Source organism: Paractinoplanes brasiliensis (assembly GCF_004362215.1).
In the GTDB taxonomy this organism is placed as follows: domain Bacteria; phylum Actinomycetota; class Actinomycetes; order Mycobacteriales; family Micromonosporaceae; genus Actinoplanes; species Actinoplanes brasiliensis.
Window position 1 is genome coordinate 4,290,947 of the sequence record NZ_SNWR01000001.1, and the last position, 22,084, is coordinate 4,313,030.

The following is a 22,084-nucleotide window of genomic DNA, read 5'->3' on the forward strand; positions in this document are numbered from 1 at the left end:
CGTGATATTGATCGGCGACGTCAGAGCAACATTGCGTCACACAACCGGTCCGTGTCCGGCGGCCCTTTCTCTTTGACACTCGTCGTGATGGAATCTCGGGGGCCCGACGCGGCAGTCGGCCGTGTGTGGCGCCCGGCAAGCCGAGTGCCGGGGCCCGAAACAGGAGGACGGTGACGTGAGCAAGCGCCCCAAGACGGCGACCGGCGTCATGTCGCGTCTCCGTCGGCCGGCCGATCGGCTGCGAGATCTGCCGATCTGGTCGAAGCTTGGCCTCATCATGCTGGTGCCCACCCTGGCGACGATCATCGTCGGCGTCAGTGGCCTGGTCGACCACATCGATGAAGCCAACAACGCGGAGCGCGCCCGCACCCTTTCGGTGCTGTCGGAGGCGGCCGGTGGTCTTGTCGACCATCTGCAGAACGAACGCGCCTACGGCATGAAGATCACGACGATCGACGACGCGAAAAGCCCCGATCTGGCCAAGGCGAAACAGGACTACACCGCCGAGAACGCCAAGGTCGACGCGGCCAAGGTGCCCTACGCACAGCAGAAGGCCGCGCTCGACGACGTTCCCGAGAACGTCAGCACCCTCCTCCTGCGCCTCGACCGCAACCTCGAGGAACTGCCCGCCCAGCGCAGCCAGATCGCGAACAAGCGGTCGGCCGACAAACAGTCGGTGCAGGACACCTACACCAAGCTGATCAGCGACCTGCTGGCCGTGCGCAACGCGGCCGCTCAGCTCGCCAGCGACACCGAGCTGAGCGACCACCTGCGCGCCGTGGCCGCGGTGGCGACGGCCAAGGAGTTCATCTCCCAGCAGCGTGACATCGGCCACGAGGTCATCGCGGCCCGCGAGGTCACCCCCGGGCTCCGTCAGGCGCTGCTGCAGGCACAGCTCGGTTACAAGCTGTCCGGCGACACCCTGCAGCAGGTGGGTAACGCGGCCGACCGCAAGGCGTTCGTCGAGATCGAGAACTCGACCGGCGGCCGGGGCGCGACGAACTACTCCGACCCGCTGACCCGGAACCAGGCGCAGAACAACCGCCGCATCCCGTTCAACACGGCGCAGTGGGACGACGCGTTCGTCGCGTACGGCCAGGAGTTCCGCAAGGTCGAGGCCAAGATGGACTCGGACATCGTCAACGAGGCCACCACGCTGCGCAACGACGTGAACCGGCGGGTCTTCATCGAGACCAGCGTGCTGCTCGGCATGCTGCTGCTGGCCATCCTGTTCGCCTGGCTCGTCGCCCGGTCGATGGCCCGTTCGCTGCGTGAGCTGCGACAGGGCGCCCTCTCGGTCGCGCAGTACGGCCTGCCGCACGCCGTGAGCCGGCTGCGTGACCCGCAGCTGTCCGCGTCCATGACCCCGGCCCAGGTGGCCGACCAGATCGCCGAGCCCCTACCGGTCCGCAGCCGCGACGAGTTCGGGCAGGTGACCGAGGCGTTCAACGCGGTTCACCTCGAGGCCGTGCGCACCGCGGCCGAGCAGGCCGCCCTGCGGGCCTCGGTCGCGACGATGTTCGTCAACCTGGCCCGCCGTTCCCAGATCCTGGTCGACCGGCTCATCGGTCACCTCGACCGGCTCGAGCGCGGCGAGGAAGACCCGGACCGTCTGGCCGAGCTCTTCCAGCTCGACCACCTGGCCACCCGAATGCGCCGTAACGACGAGAACCTCCTGGTTCTCGCGGGCGCCGACTCGACCCGCGTGCAGCGCGAGCCGGCCGCCCTGATCGACGTGCTCCGCGCCGCGCAGTCCGAGGTCGAGCACTACACGCGCATCGAGTTCGGCATGATCGACCGGGACATCGAGGTGGCGGCGCACGCCGTCAACGACATGGTCCACCTGGTCGCCGAGCTGTTCGACAACGCGACCGCCTTCTCACCGCCCAACTCGACGGTCATCGTCGAGGCCCGGCGGCTGGGCGACGGCGCCCTGCTCTCGGTCGAGGACCGCGGCATCGGCATCAGCCGCGAGCAGCTCCGCGATCTCAACGAGCGCCTGGCCAACCCGCCGATGGTGGACGTGGCCGTCTCCCGCATGATGGGCCTGGTCGTGGTCGCCCGGCTGGCCAACCGGCACGCCGTCAAGGTCGAGCTCCGCCCGGCCGACAACGAGCGCGGCACGGTGGCCGAGGTCGGCCTGCCGCTCTCGGTGCTCACCGGGGGTCAGCCCGCCGTCGGCGCGGGCCGCATGCAGGTCGGCGCCGGCTACGACGAGCAGGGCCGCCCGGGCATGCCCGAGCCGCTCGCGCTCGAGAGCGGCGGCGGTCGCGGTGGCTACCCGACCGGCCGCCCGTTCGACCCGAACCCGCCGATGAACTCCGGCGGCATGCTCGGGACGAACGGCCGCTCGGTCCCGGCCTGGTCCGACCTGACCGGTGCGCCGTCCAACGGCTTCGGCTCCAACGGCTCGCTCAACGGTCTCAACGGCGGCAGCAACGGCTCCGGCGCCAACGGTTCGAACGGGTTCTACGGCCCGCGCAGCAACGAGCCGATCCCGCCGCTGCCGTCCGGCCACCCCGGGGCGCCGCAGGGCTTCGCCGGTCCCGACGGGCTGCCGCAGCGCCGCAACGGCGAGCCGCCCCAGGGCGACACGAACGGTTTCGGCGCGACCATCCCGCGTCAGCTTCCGGCCAACCCCGAGACCCAGGGACGCAACCCGTTCGTCCCGCCCGTCTCGGCCCCGCCGGTGCCGCCGATCTCCGCTCCGCCGGTGCCGTCCGCCCCGCCGTACGGTGGTAACCCGGTATCGTCGCCGCCCCACGCGGAACCGCCGACCGACAGCCCGGTTTCGGCCGCGCCGCCGGCCTGGCCGCCGGTCGCCCCGGAGCGCGAGCCCCAGGCGCCGCACGTGCCCGAGAGCCTCGCCGCGGCGCTCGACATGACCGCCGAGCTCCCGCGTTACCGTCCGGAGCAGCGCGACCAGGGTCCGCAGGTCGAGCGTCCGGCCAACCCGCAGACCGCGCCGATCCCGGCGTCCGCCCCGCCCGCCTCGCCGGTTTCGGCCGCGCCCACCTCGGGTGGCCCGCAGTCCGAGGCCCAGCGGGCGGCTGCGGCGGCCCGTGCGGCTCACGAGGCCGCGGCGGCTCAGGCGGCCGAGGCCCAGGCCACGGCGGCGGCGCAGATCGCGGCGGCCCAGGCCGCTCGTCAGCGCGACGCCGGCCAGGGCCAGTTCGCCGACGAGACGATGGAGCTGCCGATCTTCCGGGAGCTCGAGTCGGCCTGGTTCACCACGGCCCGTCCGGCCGAGACCAAGCCGTCGTCCAACGGCCTCGACGAGCCGGTCAGCTCGCAGCGGATCCCCACCGGGGAGCCGGCGCGAACGGTCGGCGTGCCGCAACAGGCCGTCTCGCCGGAGTCGCGCGACCGGGACCCGGCTACTGTTGGTGTCGGCGCCGCCAACGGCGCCGCGTCGAACGGCGTCAGCTCCACCGGCAGCACCGCCACGAACCCGTGGCAGACCGCGGCCGACGAGGGCTGGCAGGCCGCTCAAGCGGCGGCGCAGGCGCAGGTCGACACCACGACCACGGCCGGCCTGCCCAAGCGCACCCCGATGGCGCAGCTCGTCCCCGGTGGTGTGGACCGGGGCGGTAACTCCGTTCAGCGTCGTACCCCCGAGGGCGTCCGTGGCCTGCTCTCCGCGTACCACCGCGGTGTGCAGCGCGGACGCAACACCGAATCGACCAACCCGGAGGAGACTCCGGGAGGGCAGCAGTCGTCGCAGGCTGGCAAGGAGCATGAGGCATGACATCTACGCAGGATCTCGGTTGGCTCCTGGCCAACTTCGCCGACCGCGTACCCGGCGTCGCACATGCGATCGCGGTCTCCGCTGATGGTCTGCTCCTGGCGGCCTCACGGGACCTTCCCCGGGACCGCGCCGATCAGCTGGCAGCCATCGCTTCCGGCCTGGTAAGCCTCACTCAAGGCGCCGCTCGGTGCTTCGAGGGTGGCGCCGTGCTGCAGACGGTGGTCGAGATGGACAACGGGTTCCTCTTCCTGATGTCCATCTCGGATGGTTCGTCCTTCGCGGTGCTCGCGGCGCGCAGCTGCGACGTCGGACAGGTGGGTTACGAGATGGCCCTCCTGGTCGACCGCGTCGGCGAGGCCCTGACCCCCGCCCCACGGTCGGCGGCTGGGGTCCTCGGCTGAACGGGCAGCGGGCCGGAGTCTTCGGCCGCTGTTCAAAAAGTTGAAAACTAGAGACACTTCTAAGGGTTCGAGGAAGGGGTGAGCGGTGACGATGCCCGAACGCGATGAGCCGACCGGCGCGCTGGTCAGGCCGTACGCCGTAACCCGCGGACGGACCCGGCCGAAGCTTGAGATAGCGCTGGAAGCGCTGGTCGAGACAACCGTTCGCGGCAGATCAGGGATGAGCCGCGGCGGGCAGGGTGGAAGCGAGCATCAGTACATCGCGGCGATGTGTGACAACGGCCGAGTGCAGTCGCTGGCCGAGATCGCCGCACGCATGCAACTGCCGCTCGGTGTGGCTCGTGTGATTGTTGCCGACATGGCCTCTGATGGCCTGGTCGCGGTGTACGAGCCCACCTCGCTGGACGACGAGACCGACGCGGTAGGCACTGAACTGCTGGAAAGGGTGCTGAGTGGACTTCGCAGGCTCTGACATGTCGCACCGTCCCGCTGCGGGGCGCGTGACGTCGGCGAAGATTGTGATCGCCGGCGGGTTCGGCGTCGGTAAGACGACGCTGGTCGGTTCGGTCTCGGAGATCACCCCGCTGACCACCGAGGCCATCATGACCTCGGCGGGTGTGGGTGTCGACGACAACCGGCAGGTTCCGGGGAAGATGACGACCACCGTCGCCATGGACTTCGGCCGCATCAGCATCGACCGCGACCTGATTCTCTACCTGTTCGGCACGCCGGGCCAGACCCGTTTCTGGTTCATGTGGGACGAGCTGGTTCGAGGCGCGATCGGTGCCGTCGTCATGGTGGACACTCGGCGTCTCGCCGACTGCTTCGCCGCGATCGACTTCTTCGAGCACCGGCGGCTGCCGTACCTGGTGGCCATAAACTGCTTCGACGGCATGCAGTATCACAACGCTCAGGACGTACGGGACGCTCTGGCGATCTCGAGCGACGTCCCGGTGGTGAGCTGCGACGCGCGTAACCGTGAGTCGACGAAGAACGTCCTCATCTCGCTGGTCGAGTATGTGCTGACGATGCGTCGTACACGCGCGGTGGCGCCCGCCTGACGCTTGGTCGAAGCCCCGCACCGGATGCCGGTGCGGGGCTTTGTGCTGTCCAAAAGCGGGCGTGATCGCTAGCCGAGCAGCGGAAGCTTGCCGACGATCTTGTCGACCGGGTTGCGCGGCCCGACCACACTCACCGCGTAGTAGTCGATCTTGTCGGCTTCGGTGGCGCTCACGGCGTCCAGGTATTCGCTGTAGACGCGGGTGTGCTGAGCCGCCGCCGGCATGTCGGCGACGAAGAAGTCGGCACGCGCGGCTGCCTTGGCCCGGATCGTGCGCAGTGTTTCCGAGCCGGCAGCGAGCACAGCGCAGCCGGCCCAGGGAAGCCCCGGGTGGGCGTTGCCGTCGGCGTCCACCGCGTCGTCACCCAGCAGCCCCTCGACCGCGCGTGCGGTGGCGGCGGCCGTGCAGATCGCGGCGTTGGCGGCCCGCCCTGGCGGCAGGTCGGCGTCGACCACCACCACCCACTTGAGCCGGGCCGCGCGGGTGGGCGCACTCTGGTCGATCTCGTCCGGGGCGAATCCGGTCATCATCTGCCCTCTCCGTGCAACTGGTCAGCGTACGGACGAAATGCTAGGCACCTGTTAGGTTGAGCGGCAACACATCCGTACGAGTATCGAAACGGGGCCTGATTTGGCGGACTTGGACGAACTAGATAAGGCGATCCTCCGCGAACTCCAGTCGGATGCACGGAAGACCAACCGCGAGGTCGCCGCGGCCGTCGGCGTCTCACCGACCACGGCCCTCGACCGCACCCGCGCCCTTCGGCAGCGAGGCGTGATCCGCGGTGCGATCCTCGACGTCGACCTGAAGTCGATCGGCCGGCCGGTGCAGGCGCTGATCGCCATCCGCATCCGGCCGCCGTCGCGCCGCAACATCGAAGCGTTCCGCGAGTGGGTGAGCACCCTGCCCGACACCCTCGGCCTGTACGTGACGACCGGCACCGACGATTTCATCGTGCACGTGGCCGTCCCCGACAACGACAGCCTCTACGAGTTCGTCATCGACCGGCTCACCCAGCGCCCCGAGGTGGCCGACGTGCGCACCTCGATCGTCTACGAGCACATTCGCAACAACGGGATCGCGCCGTCGCGGTGAGGGGACGACGATGGGCACATGACGAAGCTCGACGGGCGGCAGGTTGCCGCCGAGAAGCTGGACGGCTGGGTCTACGTGCCCGCCGGCCTGCAGACCTGCATCGAGACCAAGAATTTCGCCACCGGCCTGGCCCTGGTCAACGCGATCGGCGAGGTGGCCGAGCAGATGGACCACCACCCCGACCTGACCCTGCGCTACCCCGCCGTCGACGTCAGGCTGAGCAGCCACGACGTCGGCGGGGTGACGAGCCGGGACGTACGCCTGGCCCGGGCCATCTCGTCCGTCGCGTCCGGGCTGGGCCTGCGCCCGTCGTCCGGCCCTGTGTCCCGGCTCGAGTGGTCGCTCGACAGCCCCGACGCCGCAGCGGTCTCGCCGTTCTGGGCGGCCGTCTTCGGCGTGCCGACCGACGACGGCGAGCTCATCGATCCGTCCGACCGGTTGCCCGTGGTGTGGTTTCAGCGCTCCGGCAACGAGCAGGGCCGCCAGCGCTGGCACCCCGACCTGTGGCTCGACCCGGCCCAGGTGCAGCCGCGTATCGACGCCGCCCTGGCCGCCGGCGGCACCCTGGTCAGCGACGCCGACGCCCCCGCGTTCTGGGTGCTGGCCGACCCCGAGGGCAACCGCATGTGCCTGTGCACCTGGCAGGACAGGGACTCACCGAACTGACGCCATCAGCGCAGGACAGGGACTCACCGGACTGACGCCATCAGCGCAGGACAGGGACTCACCGAACTGACGCCACCAGCGCAGGACAGGGACTCACCGGACTGACCCCATCAGCGCGGGACAGGGACTCACCGGACTGACGCCATCGGCGCGGGACGGGGGTTCAGCGGACTGACGCCATCAGCTTCCGCAACTCCGCGAGCGCCCGCGGGTCCTGGCGCCGGCCGCTGGTGTCGACCACCTCGGCAACCCCGTCCAGCAGCCGGGCCGCCGTGGCGAGCTCACCCAGCTGGGCCAGGGCCTGTGCGGCCAGCCAGTCGCAGTAGTCCGGCCGCGCCCCCGCCGCCCGCAGCTGTTCGGTAAGGGTGAGGCAGACGTCGTCCAGACCCGCCGCCAGCACCAGGCGGGCCAGGAAGTCGGTGCCGTGCAGCCACTCCGGTGTGCCCGGAAAGAGCTCACGCAACGTCTCGAACGTGTCGGCGGCCTCCTGCTGCCGCCCCGCCCCGACCAGGCTGCGTCCGAGGTCGAGCAGCGTACGGGCAATGAGCTCCCGATCGTCCCCCGCCTCCGCGAGCGTCAACCGGGCCAGCTCCACGTTGCGCCGCGCTTTGGCCGCCCGGTGCTCCGGATCCGCGTACCCGTGGTGCCTCAACACGATCGCCGAACGAGGCGCCGCCACGGTCGTCCCGGTCAGCCGCTCATGCACTCGTCCCTCCCACCGCGCCGCACCCTTCCGATGCAGGTGGGCCGCGGTGTTCGTGTAGGGCAACTCGTCGTGCGCGTTGTCCACCTCGACCTCGACGACATCGGCCGAACACGCCTCGAGAAAGCGCCGCAGCTCCCGCGGGTCCCCGGCATAACGCTGATCCGCGTCGACCGTCATCACCCAGAGAGCGCTCCACCCCTCCAGCGCCTCGTTGCGGGCCGCAGCGAAGTCATCCTGCCACCGCCCCCGGGTGACCGTAGCCCCACGCTCTGCGGCGATCTGAGCGGTCCGGTCGCGCGATCCCGTGTCATGCACCCGAACGGCATCCACCACCCCCTCGAGGGCGTCCAGGCAGCCCCCGATCTCCGACTCCTCATCCCGCACGATCAGGCTGGCCACAAGAAACGGAATGCTCACCAACCCCGAATCGGCACTTCAACCCCAAACCTGAACCCGTACGCCTCGTCGCCTCCCCCAACCGCACCACACCGAACCCGCGGCACCTCGCGACCCAGGCGACGCCCCAGGCCATAGCGCGCGCTCCGGCCGTGGTGGTGGGTCACCCGACGAGAAGCGTTCCACGTGCTGTCCCTTTCATGGGCCGCCCATCTCGCGTACGGCCTGTCCCCGACAGCTCGACTACGGTGGCTTCCGTGACGGGCTCCGAGGTCGACGCGGATCTGGTTCGCGACTTGCTCCGGGAGCAACATCCCGATCTGGCCCATCTGCCCCTCCGCGAGGTAGCGGGCGGCTGGGGAAACCAGATGTGGCGCCTCGGCGACGACTTGGCCGTCCGGATGCAGCGCATGGACGACAACCCCGGCCCGCAACTGAAGGAGCGCCGCTGGCTGCCCCTGCTGGCTTCCCGCCTGCCGCTGCCGATCCCGGTTCCCGTCCGCAGCGGCGAACCGTCCGAGCGCTTCGCAAAGCTGTGGACGGTGATGACCTGGGTCGCCGGCACACCCCTGGACCAAGCGGCCATCGACCACGGCGACCACGCGGCCGACCTGCTGGCCGCCTTCCTCAGGGCGCTGCACGTGGAGGCGCCCGCCGACGCGCCGGTGGCCTCCGACTTCGGCACCCACCCCAAGCACTCCAGGGACGGCTTCGAACGCTTCCTGAGCGCTGTGGACCTGAAGTCCTCCGGCTTCGCCGCCGCCGACATCCGCGCTGTATGGAACGAGGCCGCGGCCACCCCCGAATGGCCGGGCCCACCGGTATGGGTGCATGGTGACCTGCACCCTGCGAACGTGGTCGTCGCCGGTGGCACACTGGCCGGCATAGTCGACTTCGGAGCCCTCTTCGCCGGCGATCCGGCGTGGGACCTCGGCGCCGCCTGGCTGTTGCTCCCCTCCGGAAGCGCCGCCCGGTTCTTCGAAAGCTACGCGCGGGCCGACGAGGCAACCATCCGCCGTGCCCGCGGGCTGGCCGCCATGAAGAGCCTGTTCCTGATGCTGATGGGCCAGAACGGAGACCGAGGACTCCCCGGCGGCAAGCCGAACTGGGGCCCTGTCGGCCGCTCCGCACTGGACCGTGTCTTGAAAGCCGTGTGAGCAGCCCTACCCACGCCGGTCAGCGTTCGGCCCATGGAAGGACGTACTCACATGCAACGGGCTGCGGAGCCGGCCCTCAAGGGCGTGCGTCGATCGCTCACCTGATAAATCGTTCGATTCGCGGCGACACCCGACTCGCGGCACCTGTGAGCACAGCCCGGTGTGGGTCCGGCGGGGCGGGCCGTGCGTCGTACGGATGGCGTGGCCCGCGGCGAAGGCGCAACCGCAGGCCGGACGGGTCCGCAGCACCCCGGACACGCGATGTGGGTGCCGAAACGAACGACCCGGCCCCGCAGAGGCGAGAGCCGGGTCGAACGACGTACGAAGCCGATCAGCGAGAGCCGTACCCCGCGTTGTTGTTGCGGTATTCGTCTGCGCCCTCGCGGTCGCGGGTGAAGTCCCAGCCGCCGGCTGCCTCGCGGCCCGGGCGGCCGCCCATGGCGAAGCCACCGATCTCTTGGCCTCGGCGCCAGCCGCGGAAGTAGCCAGTGGTGTGGGCGGCGATGCTGGCGGCGTCGCGGACGATGCGGAGCGGCCGCTCGTCGCGCAGCGGGGCGCCGGGCACCAGGTTGGCCTGGGGCACACGCTTGGGCAGACCGGCGGCGGTTTCGGCGGCGACGGCGGGGGTGGAGGCTTTTTCGGCGGCGCGCCAGCCCGAGTCGTTGGGGTTGGTCCAGTCGAGTTTGTCGGACTGGTCGTTGTGGCCGGTGAACCAGGCCGAGCGGGCCGCCGCGAAGATCAGCAGGTCGGTGTCGTTGGCGTCGGAGGGGACCGGCGGGTTCATGCTGCGGTCGAGCGCTGTCAGTTTGCTGCTTGTCGTCGACGGGGACGACGGGCGGCGGGTGCCGTTGCGGCCCTCGACCAGGCGCAGCGGCGGCGGGTCGGTGACAGCGGGCAGGTCGGTGACGGTGGCGTCGAGACCGTTGGCCAGCTGGGAGTCGACCAGGCGCAGGGCGGGCGGCTCCTTCGGCATGTCCTGCCAGGGCGGGCGGACCCGGCCGTCGGACGGCGGGGCGCTCGTCGAGGCGGCCGGCGTGGTCAACGCGTCGTCGTTGCCGCTGGGGTTGATCAGCGGCCAGTTGGCGCGGGAACCGGGCTCGGGAGCCTCCTGCCCGCCGGGGCGCTGGGCGGGCATCGGCAGCGAGTAGTCCGTGGCCTCGCCGGGCGGCGGGCTGGTGGGACGGGTCGAGGGGCGCGGCGGGATGACCGTGCGCTGACGCTCCGCCCGGACGCTGTTGATCGCCGCATTGGTCAGCGTGGCCCGGAACGGCTGGCCGCTGTCGGCGGGGGTGGAGCCGTTCGGCGCGCCGGAGGACGGCGCCGAGGCGGCCGGCGACACCGAGGCTGCCGGGAACGTCGTGCCGGTCGGCGGCGTGGAGGTGCGCGAACCCGGTCGCGAGCCCGGCGTGATCGGCGTCATGCCCGGCGGGGGCGGCGGCGTCGAGATCGGCCGGTTGCCCGGGGCGGGCGCGCGGTTGGGGAACAGGGCCGCGGGTGCGGCCGGTGGCGGCGTGACCGGCCGGGGGGCCAGCGGCGGCGGCATGACCGGGTCGGGCGCGACCGGAGGCGTGGTGAGCGGGCGCGGCGAGACCGGGCCGGTGCCGGTGGACGCGGGCTCGGGGCGGGCACGCCGGCCGAAGCGCGAGCCCTCGCCCGGCACCGGCTGCAGCGCGGCGGGCTCGGTGGTGCGGCGCGGGCGGCGGCTGCCCGCCGGGGTGCTGCGGGCGGCGATCGTGCCGATCAGGGAGGCGCAGGCGGCGTCGGCGGCGCGCACCGAGGCGACCGCCTGGCGGACCGTTTCGCCTGCAGCGGGAGCCAGCGACTTGTTGACCCCGCCGCGGCGGGGGGACTCGCTGATCGCGACCTGCAGGGCGGTGACCGCGGCGATGATTTCGTCCTCGGTGCCGGAGCCGGCCCGGGTGAGCTCGCCGGCCACGTCCTCGGCGACACGCTGGGGCTCGCCCTGGGAGGTGAGGCGGCCGGGCTCGGGCAGCGCGTCGAGCACTGCCAGGGCGAGCGGGTGAGCCGGGTCGGGATAGGCCCGCAGGGCAGCGGGGTAGAGCTCGCGCAGCACCTCGCGCAGGGCGATGGCAGCCCCGTGGCGGCCGCTGAGCAGCGCGACGTGGGCGGCGAGGACCGGCTTGTAGCTCACCAGGTCACGCGGCACGGGCAGGGCGCCGGCCGTGAGGGCGCCCGCCTGCAACGCCCGGGCCAGGCCGACGGCCCGGCGCGCGGCCGGCGGCGCCTGCATTTCTTCGACGGAGTCGTCGTCGGCGAACCGTTCGGCGAAGTCGTCGGTGGTGTCGTCGTCGGCCACCACGAGCGGCCGGCCGGCCGCCGTGAGCAGGGAGGTGACCAGGTGGTCGTCGCTGTCGGCGGCGACCGCGGCGTCGGTGAATCCACTCGTGCGCTCCACGAGCAGCGAGCCGAACTCGGCGTAGCCGCCGGGGTCGTCGCTGATCTCGTGAACGCCGAGCAGTCGTCCTGCGTCGTCCACCACGGCGATGGTCAGCTGTGCGGCCGAAGCCCCACGCACCGATTCATCCGCCGACGCCAGACCGCAGTAAACGCGCACGAGCGCCACGGCGTCGTCCTCCTCCCCAGGGGCAACTGTCATTCGGCCAAGGATTGATGGTCCCTGGTGAGGGGTCAGTCGCGCCAGTCCACAGCTGCAGAGATCTTGCCGATTACCGAGCGCCAGCCGAGACTTGCCTGTTGTGCCCCGATTTTCTTCAATCGACGGCGACCGAAGAATCCGCCCATTCCACCGGACTCGGCGGAACGAAGTGACTCGTCCAGGTCGTCGAGCGGCGAACCGGGCGCCAGTGCCAGGATCACCTGCTTGATCCGAAGGGCGTGACCGAGGTCACGGGCAACCTCGCCCGCGGCGATGAGCAACGGAAGGTCCCATGTGTCGTGTCCGCCGCGCAGGTTCTCCACCACGAGGTCGAGCTCGTAGCGGTTCTCCGGCAGCGGGTCGATGTCGGTCGACTGTACCCGCTGGGCCAGGGTGCTCCAGGAGTCGATTTGTGCGAGATCGTGGGGAGCACCCGAACGAATGAAGGAGACCAGCGACTCGGGTGTCTTGAAGGCGATCAACCGGCCCTTGTGCGTGAGGAAGGCGGGCACTTCCTCATCCGCCGCCTGGGCATCGGCCTCGTCCGCCTCGTCCTCGAAGTCGGCCGGATCGGGCTCGTCGGCCGCCTTGTCGTCCGTCTCGCCCTCGGCCACCAGCGCCTGGAACTCCTCGTCGACGATGACCTCTTCGTCGTCGTCCTCCTGAGCGGCGCGGCGTTTACGGGCCTCGAAGGGGTCGTCCTCGTCGGCCTCGATCTCGGTCGGCGTCAGCGTGGACGCCTTGCGATAGGCCCGCAGGGTGAGGGCGACGCCACCGGGGAGCGCGATCTCGACCGGCTCGACACCGGTCTCCTCCCAGAGGGCACGCCCGGAGAGGCCGCCGGACTCGGCGGACTTCGCGGCCACGGGCGCGGACGCCTCGGGCTCGTCGGACTGGCTGGTCACGGTGACCTCCGGGATCAATCTGGCCTATGGGACGAGTGATTCTGCCGACACACCCTAATGGGCGAGGCTGGAAGAGCACTGACCGGTCCGGTGCAACCGGTCAGAAGCCCTTCGGATGCCAGACCGTCTTGATCTCCAGAAGGGCGGTCATCGCGCCCGTGCCGGGGTCCTCCGAGTAGTCAACGCCCGAGGTGGGCCGAATGACCCGCTTGAGGGTGCCGGCGGCCGCCCTTTCGAGTTCGGTCGCCAGGTCGGCGTCGTCGACCCCGGACAGGTCGAGCGCGTTCACGTCGTCGTGCGAGGCGAGCCACGGCGCGATCTCGGCGGCCCGGCCGGTCAGCAGGTTGACCACTCCGCCGGGCACGTCCGAGGTGGCCAGCACCTCGCCCAGGGTGATCGCGACCTGTGGGTTGGTGGCCACCACGACCACCGTGTTGCCGGTGACGACGGCCGGGGCGATCACGCTGACCAGGCCGAGCAGCGAGCCGGGGGCGACCACGCCGACGACCCCCGTCGGCTCGGGGGCCGAGATGTTGAAGAACGGGCCGGCCACCGGGTTGGCCCCGCCGGCCACCTGGGCGATCTTGTCGGACCAGCCCGCGTACCAGACCCAGCGGTCGACCGCCGCGTCCACCTCGGAGCCGGGCACGCCCAGCGACTTGAACTCGGCCCGGCGGGCCTCGATCATCTCGGCGATGCGGTAGAGCACCTGACCGCGGTTGTACGCCGTGGCCCCGGCCCAACCGGGCTGGGCCGCGCGGGCGGCGACCACGGCGTCGCGGGCGTCCTTGCGCGAGGCGAGGGCCACGTTGTCGCCGTCCACCAGATAGGTCCGTCCTGATTCGCTGCGCGGGAACTTCCCGCCGACGTACAGCTTGTAGGTCTTCCGCACCGCGAGGCGGGACGGGGTCGAGGACTTAGGCAAGGTATGCCTCCAGGCCGTGCCGGCCACCCTCGCGGCCGTATCCGGATTCCTTGTAGCCGCCGAACGGCGACGTCGGGTCGAACTTGTTGAACGTGTTGGCCCAGACCACGCCGGCCCGCAGCTTGTCGGCGACGGCCAGGATCCGCGAGCCCTTCTCGCTCCAGATGCCGGCCGAGAGTCCGTACGGGGTGTTGTTGGCTTTTTCGATCGCCTCGGCCGGCGTGCGGAAGGTGAGCACGGACAGCACCGGGCCGAAGATCTCCTCGCGGGCGATCCGGTGGGCCTGGGTCACGCCGGTGAAGATCGTCGGAGCGAACCAGAAGCCACGGGCGGGCAGCTCGCACGGCGGCGACCAGCGTTCCGCGCCCTCCGACGCCCCAATTTCCGACAATTCGGTAATGCGGGCGAGCTGCGCCGCCGAGTTGATCGCGCCGACGTCGGTGTTCTTGTCGAGCGGATCGCCGACCCGCAGCGTGGCCATCCGCCGCTTGAGCGAGTCGAGCAGCTCGGTGGCGATCGACTCCTGCACCAGCAGCCGGGAACCCGCGCAGCAGACGTGGCCCTGGTTGAAGAAGATGCCGTTGACGATGCCCTCGACGGCCTGGTCGATCGGCGCGTCGTCGAAGACGATGTTGGCCGCCTTGCCGCCGAGCTCGAGCGTGAGCTTTTTGCCCGTGCCGGCCACCGAGCGGGCGATCTGGCGGCCCACCTCGGTCGAGCCGGTGAAGGCGACCTTGTTGACGTCGGGGTGCTCGACCAGGTAGCGGCCGGTGTCACCGGCGCCGGTCACGATGTTGACCACGCCCGGCGGCAGCTCGGCCTGACGGCAGATGTCGGCGAAGAACAGCGCCGAGAGCGGCGTCGTCTCGGCCGGCTTGAGCACCACGGTGTTGCCCGCGGCCAGCGCCGGGGCGATCTTCCAGGCCAGCATGAGCAGCGGGAAGTTCCACGGGATGACCTGCCCGGCCACGCCGAGCGGCCGTGGGTCGGGGCCGAGGCCGGCGTACTTCAGCTTGTCGGCCCAGCCCGCGTAGTAGAAGAAGTGCGCGGCGACCAGCGGCAGGTCGACGTCGCGCGACTCCTTGATCGGCTTGCCGTTGTCGAGCGACTCGAGCACGGCCAGCTCGCGGGAGCGTTCCTGCAGGATGCGGGCGATCCGGAACAGGTATTTCGCGCGCTCCGAGCCGGGCAGCGCGGACCAGCTCTCAAAGGCGCGGCGGGCCGCGGCCACGGCCCGGTCGACGTCTTCCGGCCCGGCCAGGGCGACCTCGGAGAGGACCTGCTCGTCGGCCGGGTTGATAGTCTTGAAGGTGTCCTTGGCCTCGCCGAACTCGCCGTCGATGAACAGCCCGTACGAGGGGGCGATGTCGACGATCGAGCGGGACTCGGGCGCGGGGGCGTACTCGAAAAGCGACATCGGCCTCAGTCCAGCGTGAAGTAGTCAGGACCGGCGTAGTGGCCGGTGGTCAGCTTGGTGCGCTGCATCAGCAGGTCGTTGAGCAGGGACGACGCGCCGAACCGGAACCAGTCGGGATGCAGCCAGTCGTCGCCGCAGGTCTCGTTGATCATCACGAGGTATTTGATGGCGTCCTTCGTCGTCCGGATGCCGCCGGCCGGTTTGACGCCGACCTGCCGCCCGTAACGCTCGCGGAAGTCGCGCACCGCCTCGAGCATCAGCAGCGTCACCGGGGGAGTGGCGTTGACGCCGACCTTGCCGGTGGAGGTCTTGATGAAGTCGGCGCCGGCCAGCATGGCCAGCCAGGAGGCGCGGCGCACGTTGTCGTACGTCGCGAGCTCGCCGGTCTCCAGAATGACCTTGAGGTGGGCCGGGCCGGCCGCTTCCTTGACCGCGACGATCTCGTCGAAGACGCGGGCGTAGTCACCGGCCAGGAACGCGCCCCGGCTGATCACCATGTCGATCTCGTCGGCGCCGCCGGCCACCGCGTCACGCGTGTCGGCCAGCTTCACGTCGAGCGGGGCCTGCCCGGACGGGAAGGCGGTGGCGACGCTGGCCAGGTGGACGCCCGAGCCGGCCAGCACCTCGGCCGCCGTCGGGACCATGGCCGGATAGACGCAGACCGCGGCGACCGGCGGGCAGGTGGGGTCGGCCGGGTCGGGCCGCAGGGCCTTGGCCGACAGGGCGCGCACCTTGCCCGGGGTGTCGGCGCCCTCGAGGGTGGTGAGGTCGACCATCCGGATGGCCAGGTCGATCGCCTGCGCCTTGCTGGTCGTCTTCACCGATCGGGTGCCCAGCGCCGCCGCCCTGGCCTCGATGCCCACCTTGTCGACGCCGGGCAGTCCGTGCAGGAAGGTCCGGAGATCGGCGGGTGAATCGGGCAGGCCGGACAGCCTTGACGTCGCTGTCGCAGTCATGAGAACGATTCTACGCGGGCCCCCGACAGTTGATCTTGGTTGACCGGTAGGTTGATCGGCGTGGACGTACTCGTCGTAGATCACCCGCTGGCTCAGACCCGCCTCACCGCGATGCGGAAGTCGGACACCGACTCCGGCGTCTTCCGGGCGTCCCTGCACGAGCTGACCACCATGGTGGTCTACGAGGCGGCGCGTACGTTCGCCACCGAGACCTACCCGATCAGCACGCCGGTGGCGCCGACCGAGGGCATCCGGCTGGCCACCCCGCCGCTGATCGTGCCCGTGCTGCGGGCCGGCCTGGGCATGGCCGACTCGGCGCTGGCCCTGCTGCCCGAGTCGTCGATGGGCTTCGTCGGACTGGCGCGCGACGAGCACACGTACGAGCCCCGGGCGTACATGGAATCGCTGCCCGGCGACCTGTCCGGCCAGCCCGTGCTGGTGCTCGACCCGATGCTGGCCACCGGCGGCTCGCTGCTGCACTGCTGCCGGCTGCTGGTCGACCGCGGCTGCACCGACGTGATCATCTGCTGCGTGCTGGCCGCCCCCGAGGGCATCAGCCGCCTCGAGGAGTCGGGTCTGCCGCTCCGCCTGGTCACCGCCTCGATCGACGAGGGTCTCAACGACAAGAAGTACATCGTCCCCGGCCTCGGCGACGCCGGTGACCGCCAGTTCGGCGGCATGCGCAGGTTCTAGGAGCTGTAGCTCCAGCTGAGGGCACGGCCGTCCTGGAACGGCATGACGCCGTGGAAGACGGTGGGGGAGTCGGCGAAGACCAGCGGGAGGAAGTGCCGGTCGGACTCCCACATGGGCACGTTGCCGGCCAGCACGTCCTTGACCGGCACCCAGTGCAGGCTGCCCTCGTCGTTGCCGCTGAGCGGGGTGCCCGTCCAGGCGGTGACGCGGAACAGGAAGCCGAACCAGTTCGCCCCGCCGCGCCCGAAACCGGGCCACGAGATCGTGCCCGCCATCTCGACTGCCGCGCAGTCGATCCCGGCTTCCTCGTGGATCTCGCGCCGCAGGCCGCTCACCACGTCCTCGTCCGGCTCCAGCTTGCCGCCCAGGCCGTTGTACTTGCCGTAGTGAAGATCATCCGGACGGGTGTCACGCCGGACCATCAACACACTGTCCCGGTCGGGTGACAAAACGTAGCCCAGAGTCGCGATGATCGCCTGCACGGCACGGACTTTAGGCCAACGTCTGCTACCGGGATATAACCGACCTGGCGATCTGTTCGCGTGACTGGGGACACTATCGTTTCGATCCATGACCTCCATGCCCCTCGCCGAGGAACTGCTTCTGCTCGCGTACGACGACCAGACCGGCAAGGCCACCGGCTCCCGGATCGGGCTCGACCTCGGCATGGCCGCGGCCGTGCTGGTCGACCTGGCGCTGGCGGGACGCATCGCCTACGTCGACGGCTACCTCAAGGTGATGGATCCGAGCCCGATCGGCGACCCCATCGCCGACGCCGTGCTGGCCAAGGCGGCCGGGGACGAGCCGCACACGCCCGCCCAGTGGCTGCAGCGCCTGCGGCACCGGCTGCGCACCCGGGTGCTGGAAGACCTGGTCGCCCGGGGCGTGGTGCAGGACGTGGACGAGACGCAGATGGGCGTGATCCACGTGCACCGCTACCCGACCACCGACCCGGCGTTCGAGGCCGAGATCCGGGGCCGGCTGGCCGACGCGCTGACCAGCGGCGCGCTCTGCGACGAGCGCACCGCGGCGCTCGCCACCCTGCTGGTGGCCTGCCGGATGGAGCCCGCGCTGCGTCTGCCCCCCGAGGACGTCGCCAAGGCGCACGACCGCCTCGAGCAGATCGCCTCGGGCGCCGGCTTCATGGCCGGGGGCAACCTGGAGGACTCGATCGTCCGGCCCAGTGTCGCCCTGGTGGTGGCCACGCTGAGCAAGGCGATCAGGGCCGCCCTGGGCGCGCCCAAGCCGGCCTGATCAGACCCCGAGAGCCGTGGCGATCTCGCGCCGCAGTTCGACCAGGCCGTCGCCCGCTCGTGCCCGGGCGGCGGCCGGCCCACCGGCGTCGACCGGCACAACCACTTCCAGGTACGCCTTGAGTTTCGGCTCCGTGCCCGACGGCCGGATGACCGCCCGCGCCGACGCCGTACGGAACGTCAGCACGTTGTTCGCCGTGTCGTCGGTGACGCTCGCTGCCTCGCCGAGCAGCGACCCCGGCGGAGCCTGGCGGGCCCGGGTCATCGCCGCCCCGATCTCGGCCAGGTCGTCGACGCGCACCGAGAGCTGATCGGTCGCGTGCACCCCGAACTCCGTGGCCAGCTCGTCGAGCCGGTCGGCCAGGGTACGCCCCTCGGCCTTGAGCCCGGCCGCCAGCTCCGCCACCGTCAGCGCGGCCGTGATGCCGTCCTTGTCACGCACCAGGCCGGGCGCCACGCAGTAGCCGAGCGCCTCCTCGTAGCCGTATGCCAGTTCCTCGGCCGCCCGGACGATCCACTTGAACCCGGTCAACGTCTCGGCGTAGGGCACGCGCCGGGCCTGGCACAGGCGGCCCAGCAGCTGCGACGAGACGATCGTGGTCGCGTACGTCCCGGGCCGGCCCCGACGGATCAGGTGGTCCCCGAGCAGCACGCCGAGCTCGTCCCCGCGCAGCGCCCGCCACCCGTCGCCCGCCGGGACGGCCACCGCGCACCGGTCCGCGTCGGGGTCGTTGGCGATCGCCAGGTCGGCCCCCGAGGTGGCGGCCAGTTCCAGCAGCAGGTCCATCGCGCCCGGCTCCTCCGGGTTGGGGAACGCGACGGTCGGGAACTCCGGGTCGGGCTCGGCCTGCGCCGCCACCACGGCCGGGTCCGGGAAACCGGCCGCCGCGAACGAGGCCAGCAGCGTCGACGCGCCGACCCCGTGCATCGGCGTGTACGCGACGACGATGTCCCGCGGGCCGCCCTCCGACAGCACGGCCGCGGCGCTCCCGGCGTACCGCTCAAGGATCTTGTCGTCGAGGAGGGTGCCCGGCGGGCCCAGCGGGATGTCCGCGATCCGCCCCACGGCCCGGATCGCGGCCTCGATGCCCGCGTCGGCCGGCGGCACGATCTGAGCGCCGTCACCGCCCGGACCGCCCAGCTGCCGGCCCAGATAGACCTTGTAGCCGTTGTCCTGCGGCGGGTTGTGGCTGGCCGTGACCATCACCCCGGCCACCGCGTCCAAGGCCCGTACGGCGTACGCCAGCACCGGCGTCGGCAGCAGGGCCGGCATGACCAGGGCGTCGCGCCCGGCGCCGGTCGCGACCCTGGCCGTCTGCTCGGCGAACTCCTTCGAGCCGTGCCGGGCGTCGTACCCGATCACCAGCGGGCCGGCGCCGCCCTGCTCGGCCAGCCAGGTGATCAGCCCGGCGGCGGCCCGCGTGACGACGGCGAGGTTCATCCCGTTCGGCCCGGCGCGCAGCCGGCCCCGCAGACCGGCGGTGCCGAAGGTCAGCGGGCCGGCGAACCGGTCACGCAGCTCGGCCTCGGTGCCGGGCAGCCCGGCGATCAGCCGGGTCAGCTCGTCCCGCGTGGCCGGGTCGGGGTCGTCCGCCAGCCAGGTCTCGGCCAGGGACTGCAGTTCGTCAGGCGCCATCAGGGATTGATAGCACGCCTGAGGGGCTCAGGAGGCCTGCAGGGTGTACGTCTTGATCATTTGGTCGAAGATCGGCTTGCTCTCGGCGAACTGCGTCTCGTTGGCGGTGAGGAAGAACGAGTACGCCTTGCCGCCCGAGATCACCGCCCCCCACAGCCCGTGCCGGGCCTGGTCGCCGGTGCCGCAGGTGTATTCGAGCACCGCGCCGTCCCGGCCGTCGATCGTGGTGTTGGTCAGGCCCACCTGCGTGTACGGCTTGGGGCAGTTCGCCGAGCGCGTCTTGAGCGTGTTCTCGGCGATGCCCAGGAAGCTCTGCGGGGTGGCCTTGGACGAGGCCTTCTCGACCAGGATCCGCACCTTGCGCTTGGCGTCGTCCGGGTCGACGAAGTCGACGTAGACGCCACCCGCCTTCTTGCTCCACGCCTTGGGGACCTGCACCTTGACGCCGCGGTCGCTGTATTCCTGGGTGGCGAACGCGGCCGGCTTGGTCTCGGTCTGGCCGGTCGGGGCCGCGGTCGGCGTCGTAGCGTCGTCGCCACCGCCCCCGGCCAGCGAGAACACCAGGACCAGCAGAATCACGACGCCCAGCGCGCCGCCCCCGGCGATGAGCTGCTGCTTGCGCGGCCAGCCCTTGACGGTGTCGACCGCCTTGCCGGTGGTCTGCTTGGCCGTGGCCACGGCGTTGGCCAGCATCGCCTTGCGCTTGGCGGCCGGGCTGCCGCTGATCGTGCCCGCCATCGGGTCACGGGCCGCGCGGGCGCCGTTCCACGCGTCGCGGGGCGGCAGCACGTTGGTCGTGTCACCCGAGGCGGCCGGCATCAGGCCGGTCGGGGTGGACTGGGCGGCGCGACGGCGAGCGGCGCCCGGCGCGGCCGTGTTGCCCTGCTGCAGCTTGTTGAAGTGGTCGGTGAGCGAGTCGCCCGGCGCGAGCATGGCCCGGCCGCCGATCTGCCCGCTGGTCGCAGGCGAGATCGGCTGGGTCTCGGCGGGCGCCGCCGGCGGACGCTGCGCGGGAACCACCGAGTACGGGTCGGTCGTCATGTGCGGCGGGCTCTTGCTGGCCAGCGGGCCGGCGAGTTGCTGCCGGAGCATGGTGCGCGCGGTCTGCACGTCCATCCGGCGGTCGGGGTCCTTCTCGAGCAGGCCCATCAGCACCGGGGTGAGCGAGCCGGCCCGTACTGCCGGGGCCGGCGGGTCCTCCACCACGGCGTGCATGGTCTCGATCGGGTCGCCCTTGTCGAACGGGGGCCGGCCCTCGACCGCGGTGAAGAGCGTGACACCCAGCGAGAACAGGTCGCTCGGCGGACCGAACGAGCTGCCCATCGCGCGCTCGGGCGAGATGAAGTGGGGCGAGCCGAGCACCATGCCGGGAGTGGTCAGCTGTACGTCGGTGGGCATGCGCGCGACACCGAAGTCGGTCAGCACGCAGCGGCCGTCACCGCAGATCAGCACGTTGGCCGGCTTGACGTCGCGGTGCAGCACGCCGTGCGCGTGCGCGACCTCGAGCGCGCCCAGCAGCGCGATGCCGATCTTGGCGACGACCCGGGGCGCGACCGGCCCGTCCTCGATCACCATGTCGGCCAGGCTGCGCGCGTCGAGCAGCTCCATCACGATCCACGGCCGGCCGTTCTCGTGCACGACGTCGTAGACCTGCACGACGGCCGGGTGTTGCAGGGCGGCCGCGGCGCGGGCCTCGCGCATGGTCCGCTCGTACATCGCGTCGCGGTCGCTCGGGGCCAGGCCGGGCGGGAGGATGACCTCCTTGATGGCCACGTCACGGCGCAGCAGCGTGTCGGCCGCACGCCAGACCGTGCCCATGCCGCCGTGTCCGACCGCGGCACGTAAGGTGTACCGCCCGCCGATGAGCGTGCCCGGGGCTGCGCGTCCGCTGGTCGAAGCGTTGTTTCCGCCGCTCCACGTCGGAATCTGAGTCACTGAGGATGCCACCGAGGGGGTGTAGGGGCCGTCGCACGAACCCCGCTATCTTGCCGTGCCCCGGGCCCGATTTGAAAGTCACAACCGTCGTGTTCCGTCGAACTCGACCGTAGGTGACCGTGGAATCGCATTCTGTGTACTGTTTCGGACGCAGCGTGCAAAAGTCCTCACGCAGCCGGATTGAACGAAGGTTCAGGAACGCGGGGCCGGGTTTCGAGATCAACCGGTGTAGCGGGAGGGCGACGTCGCGCCGGCGCCCCGATCGGGGCGCCGGCGGATTTGGCGAAGGGCGCCGGGGGAACAGAGAACGTCTTACCGTTGATGAAAGAGGCGTTGCGTCTTCGTGCCACAGTGGGCGAGGTATGCCGCACCTTGCGCGGTGTATGGGGCGTTTACCATCCGGTCGAACGCTTCTGATTCCGTCGCCGGACAGATCTCCGGACGGACTCTCGGTGTGCCCCACCGCGGCACGCCGTGGCACCGTGGAAAGCTCCTATCAGGGCTTTCGTAACCGAGC

19 protein-coding genes are annotated in these 22,084 nt (G+C 71.1%); 9 read left to right on the top strand and 10 right to left on the bottom strand.

Annotated elements, in window-relative coordinates; genetic code table 11:
- Positions 1-175 precede the first annotated feature (175 nt).
- The 4 genes from C8E87_RS19365 (at position 176) to C8E87_RS19380 (ending at position 5,210) form a co-directional block, all read left to right on the top strand.
- Positions 176-3,748, top strand: coding sequence for a sensor histidine kinase (locus C8E87_RS19365; protein ID WP_133874398.1), 3,573 nt, complete (start codon positions 176-178; stop codon positions 3,746-3,748).
- Entirely contained in the window at positions 3,745-4,149 is a 405-nt protein-coding gene (locus C8E87_RS19370) for a roadblock/LC7 domain-containing protein (RefSeq protein WP_014447580.1), read from the top strand. The genes C8E87_RS19365 and C8E87_RS19370 overlap by 4 nt, the downstream gene beginning before the upstream one ends.
- 91 nt (positions 4,150-4,240) lie before the next feature.
- On the top strand, positions 4,241-4,621 hold the full coding sequence (locus tag C8E87_RS19375) for a DUF742 domain-containing protein (RefSeq protein WP_133876937.1): 381 nt from the start codon (positions 4,241-4,243) through the stop codon (positions 4,619-4,621).
- Between the two features lies 1 nt (position 4,622).
- Positions 4,623-5,210 carry a GTP-binding protein gene (locus tag C8E87_RS19380; protein ID WP_133874399.1) on the top strand — a complete coding sequence of 196 codons (588 nt, stop codon included), beginning with the start codon at positions 4,623-4,625 and terminating at the stop codon, positions 5,208-5,210.
- Between the two features lie 68 nt (positions 5,211-5,278).
- On the opposite strand, the gene C8E87_RS19385 is transcribed toward C8E87_RS19380, so the two are convergent.
- Positions 5,279-5,740: a DUF2000 domain-containing protein gene (locus C8E87_RS19385; protein ID WP_133874400.1), complete on the bottom strand. Its 462-nt coding sequence runs from the start codon at positions 5,738-5,740 to the stop codon at positions 5,279-5,281.
- A 109-nt stretch (positions 5,741-5,849) separates the two neighbouring features.
- On the opposite strand from C8E87_RS19385, the gene C8E87_RS19390 reads away from it, so the two are divergent.
- Together C8E87_RS19390 and C8E87_RS19395 are read left to right on the top strand one after the other, a co-directional pair.
- On the top strand, positions 5,850-6,305 hold the full coding sequence (locus C8E87_RS19390; protein WP_133874401.1) for an Lrp/AsnC family transcriptional regulator: 456 nt from the start codon (positions 5,850-5,852) through the stop codon (positions 6,303-6,305).
- 18 nt (positions 6,306-6,323) lie between these two features.
- Positions 6,324-6,971 carry a 4a-hydroxytetrahydrobiopterin dehydratase gene (locus C8E87_RS19395; protein WP_133874402.1) on the top strand — a complete coding sequence of 216 codons (648 nt, stop codon included), beginning with the start codon at positions 6,324-6,326 and terminating at the stop codon, positions 6,969-6,971.
- A gap of 163 nt (positions 6,972-7,134) precedes the next feature.
- On the opposite strand, the gene C8E87_RS19400 is transcribed toward C8E87_RS19395, so the two are convergent.
- Positions 7,135-8,094 (bottom strand): glycosyltransferase, encoded by a 960-nt coding sequence (locus C8E87_RS19400; RefSeq protein ID WP_166661197.1) that lies wholly within the window; start codon positions 8,092-8,094, stop codon positions 7,135-7,137.
- 236 nt (positions 8,095-8,330) lie between these two features.
- Between C8E87_RS19400 and C8E87_RS19405 the strand changes: the two genes are divergently transcribed.
- Positions 8,331-9,230: an aminoglycoside phosphotransferase family protein gene (locus tag C8E87_RS19405; protein WP_239079801.1), complete on the top strand. Its 900-nt coding sequence runs from the start codon at positions 8,331-8,333 to the stop codon at positions 9,228-9,230.
- Between the two features lie 331 nt (positions 9,231-9,561).
- Here the strand turns inward: C8E87_RS19405 and C8E87_RS19410 are convergent, their stop codons facing one another.
- The 5 genes from C8E87_RS19410 to deoC form a co-directional block, all read right to left on the bottom strand.
- The gene (locus C8E87_RS19410; protein ID WP_133874405.1) at positions 9,562-11,847 is read right to left on the bottom strand and encodes a transposase; all 2,286 of its coding nucleotides are present in this window, start codon (positions 11,845-11,847) and stop codon (positions 9,562-9,564) included.
- A 32-nt stretch (positions 11,848-11,879) separates the two neighbouring features.
- Positions 11,880-12,752 carry a SatS C-terminal domain-containing protein gene (locus tag C8E87_RS19415; RefSeq protein ID WP_133874406.1) on the bottom strand — a complete coding sequence of 291 codons (873 nt, stop codon included), beginning with the start codon at positions 12,750-12,752 and terminating at the stop codon, positions 11,880-11,882.
- Positions 12,753-12,852: 100 nt separating this feature from the next.
- Positions 12,853-13,677 carry an aldehyde dehydrogenase family protein gene (locus tag C8E87_RS19420; protein WP_133874407.1) on the bottom strand — a complete coding sequence of 275 codons (825 nt, stop codon included), beginning with the start codon at positions 13,675-13,677 and terminating at the stop codon, positions 12,853-12,855.
- Positions 13,670-15,094, bottom strand: a complete 1,425-nt coding sequence (locus tag C8E87_RS19425) for an aldehyde dehydrogenase family protein (RefSeq protein WP_133874408.1) — start codon at positions 15,092-15,094, stop codon at positions 13,670-13,672. The genes C8E87_RS19420 and C8E87_RS19425 overlap by 8 nt, the downstream gene beginning before the upstream one ends.
- Positions 15,095-15,099: 5 nt before the next feature.
- Positions 15,100-16,050, bottom strand: coding sequence for a deoxyribose-phosphate aldolase (gene deoC, locus C8E87_RS19430; RefSeq protein WP_133874409.1), 951 nt, complete (start codon positions 16,048-16,050; stop codon positions 15,100-15,102).
- 60 nt (positions 16,051-16,110) lie between these two features.
- Here deoC and upp point away from each other — a divergent pair, with 60 nt between their 5' ends.
- Positions 16,111-16,743, top strand: coding sequence for a uracil phosphoribosyltransferase (gene upp / locus C8E87_RS19435; protein WP_133874410.1), 633 nt, complete (start codon positions 16,111-16,113; stop codon positions 16,741-16,743).
- On the opposite strand, the gene C8E87_RS19440 is transcribed toward upp, so the two are convergent.
- Positions 16,740-17,225 (bottom strand): NUDIX hydrolase, encoded by a 486-nt coding sequence (locus C8E87_RS19440; protein ID WP_239079802.1) that lies wholly within the window; start codon positions 17,223-17,225, stop codon positions 16,740-16,742. The two genes, upp and C8E87_RS19440, sit on opposite strands and share 4 nt — an antisense overlap.
- A gap of 88 nt (positions 17,226-17,313) precedes the next feature.
- On the opposite strand from C8E87_RS19440, the gene C8E87_RS19445 reads away from it, so the two are divergent.
- Entirely contained in the window at positions 17,314-17,997 is a 684-nt protein-coding gene (locus tag C8E87_RS19445) for a GOLPH3/VPS74 family protein (protein ID WP_133874411.1), read from the top strand.
- On the opposite strand, the gene C8E87_RS19450 is transcribed toward C8E87_RS19445, so the two are convergent.
- Positions 17,998-19,632 carry a phospho-sugar mutase gene (locus tag C8E87_RS19450; protein WP_133874412.1) on the bottom strand — a complete coding sequence of 545 codons (1,635 nt, stop codon included), beginning with the start codon at positions 19,630-19,632 and terminating at the stop codon, positions 17,998-18,000. It abuts the gene before it with no gap.
- A gap of 27 nt (positions 19,633-19,659) precedes the next feature.
- The gene (locus C8E87_RS19455; RefSeq protein WP_133874413.1) at positions 19,660-21,567 is read right to left on the bottom strand and encodes a serine/threonine-protein kinase; all 1,908 of its coding nucleotides are present in this window, start codon (positions 21,565-21,567) and stop codon (positions 19,660-19,662) included.
- Positions 21,568-22,084: the final 517 nt, after the last annotated feature.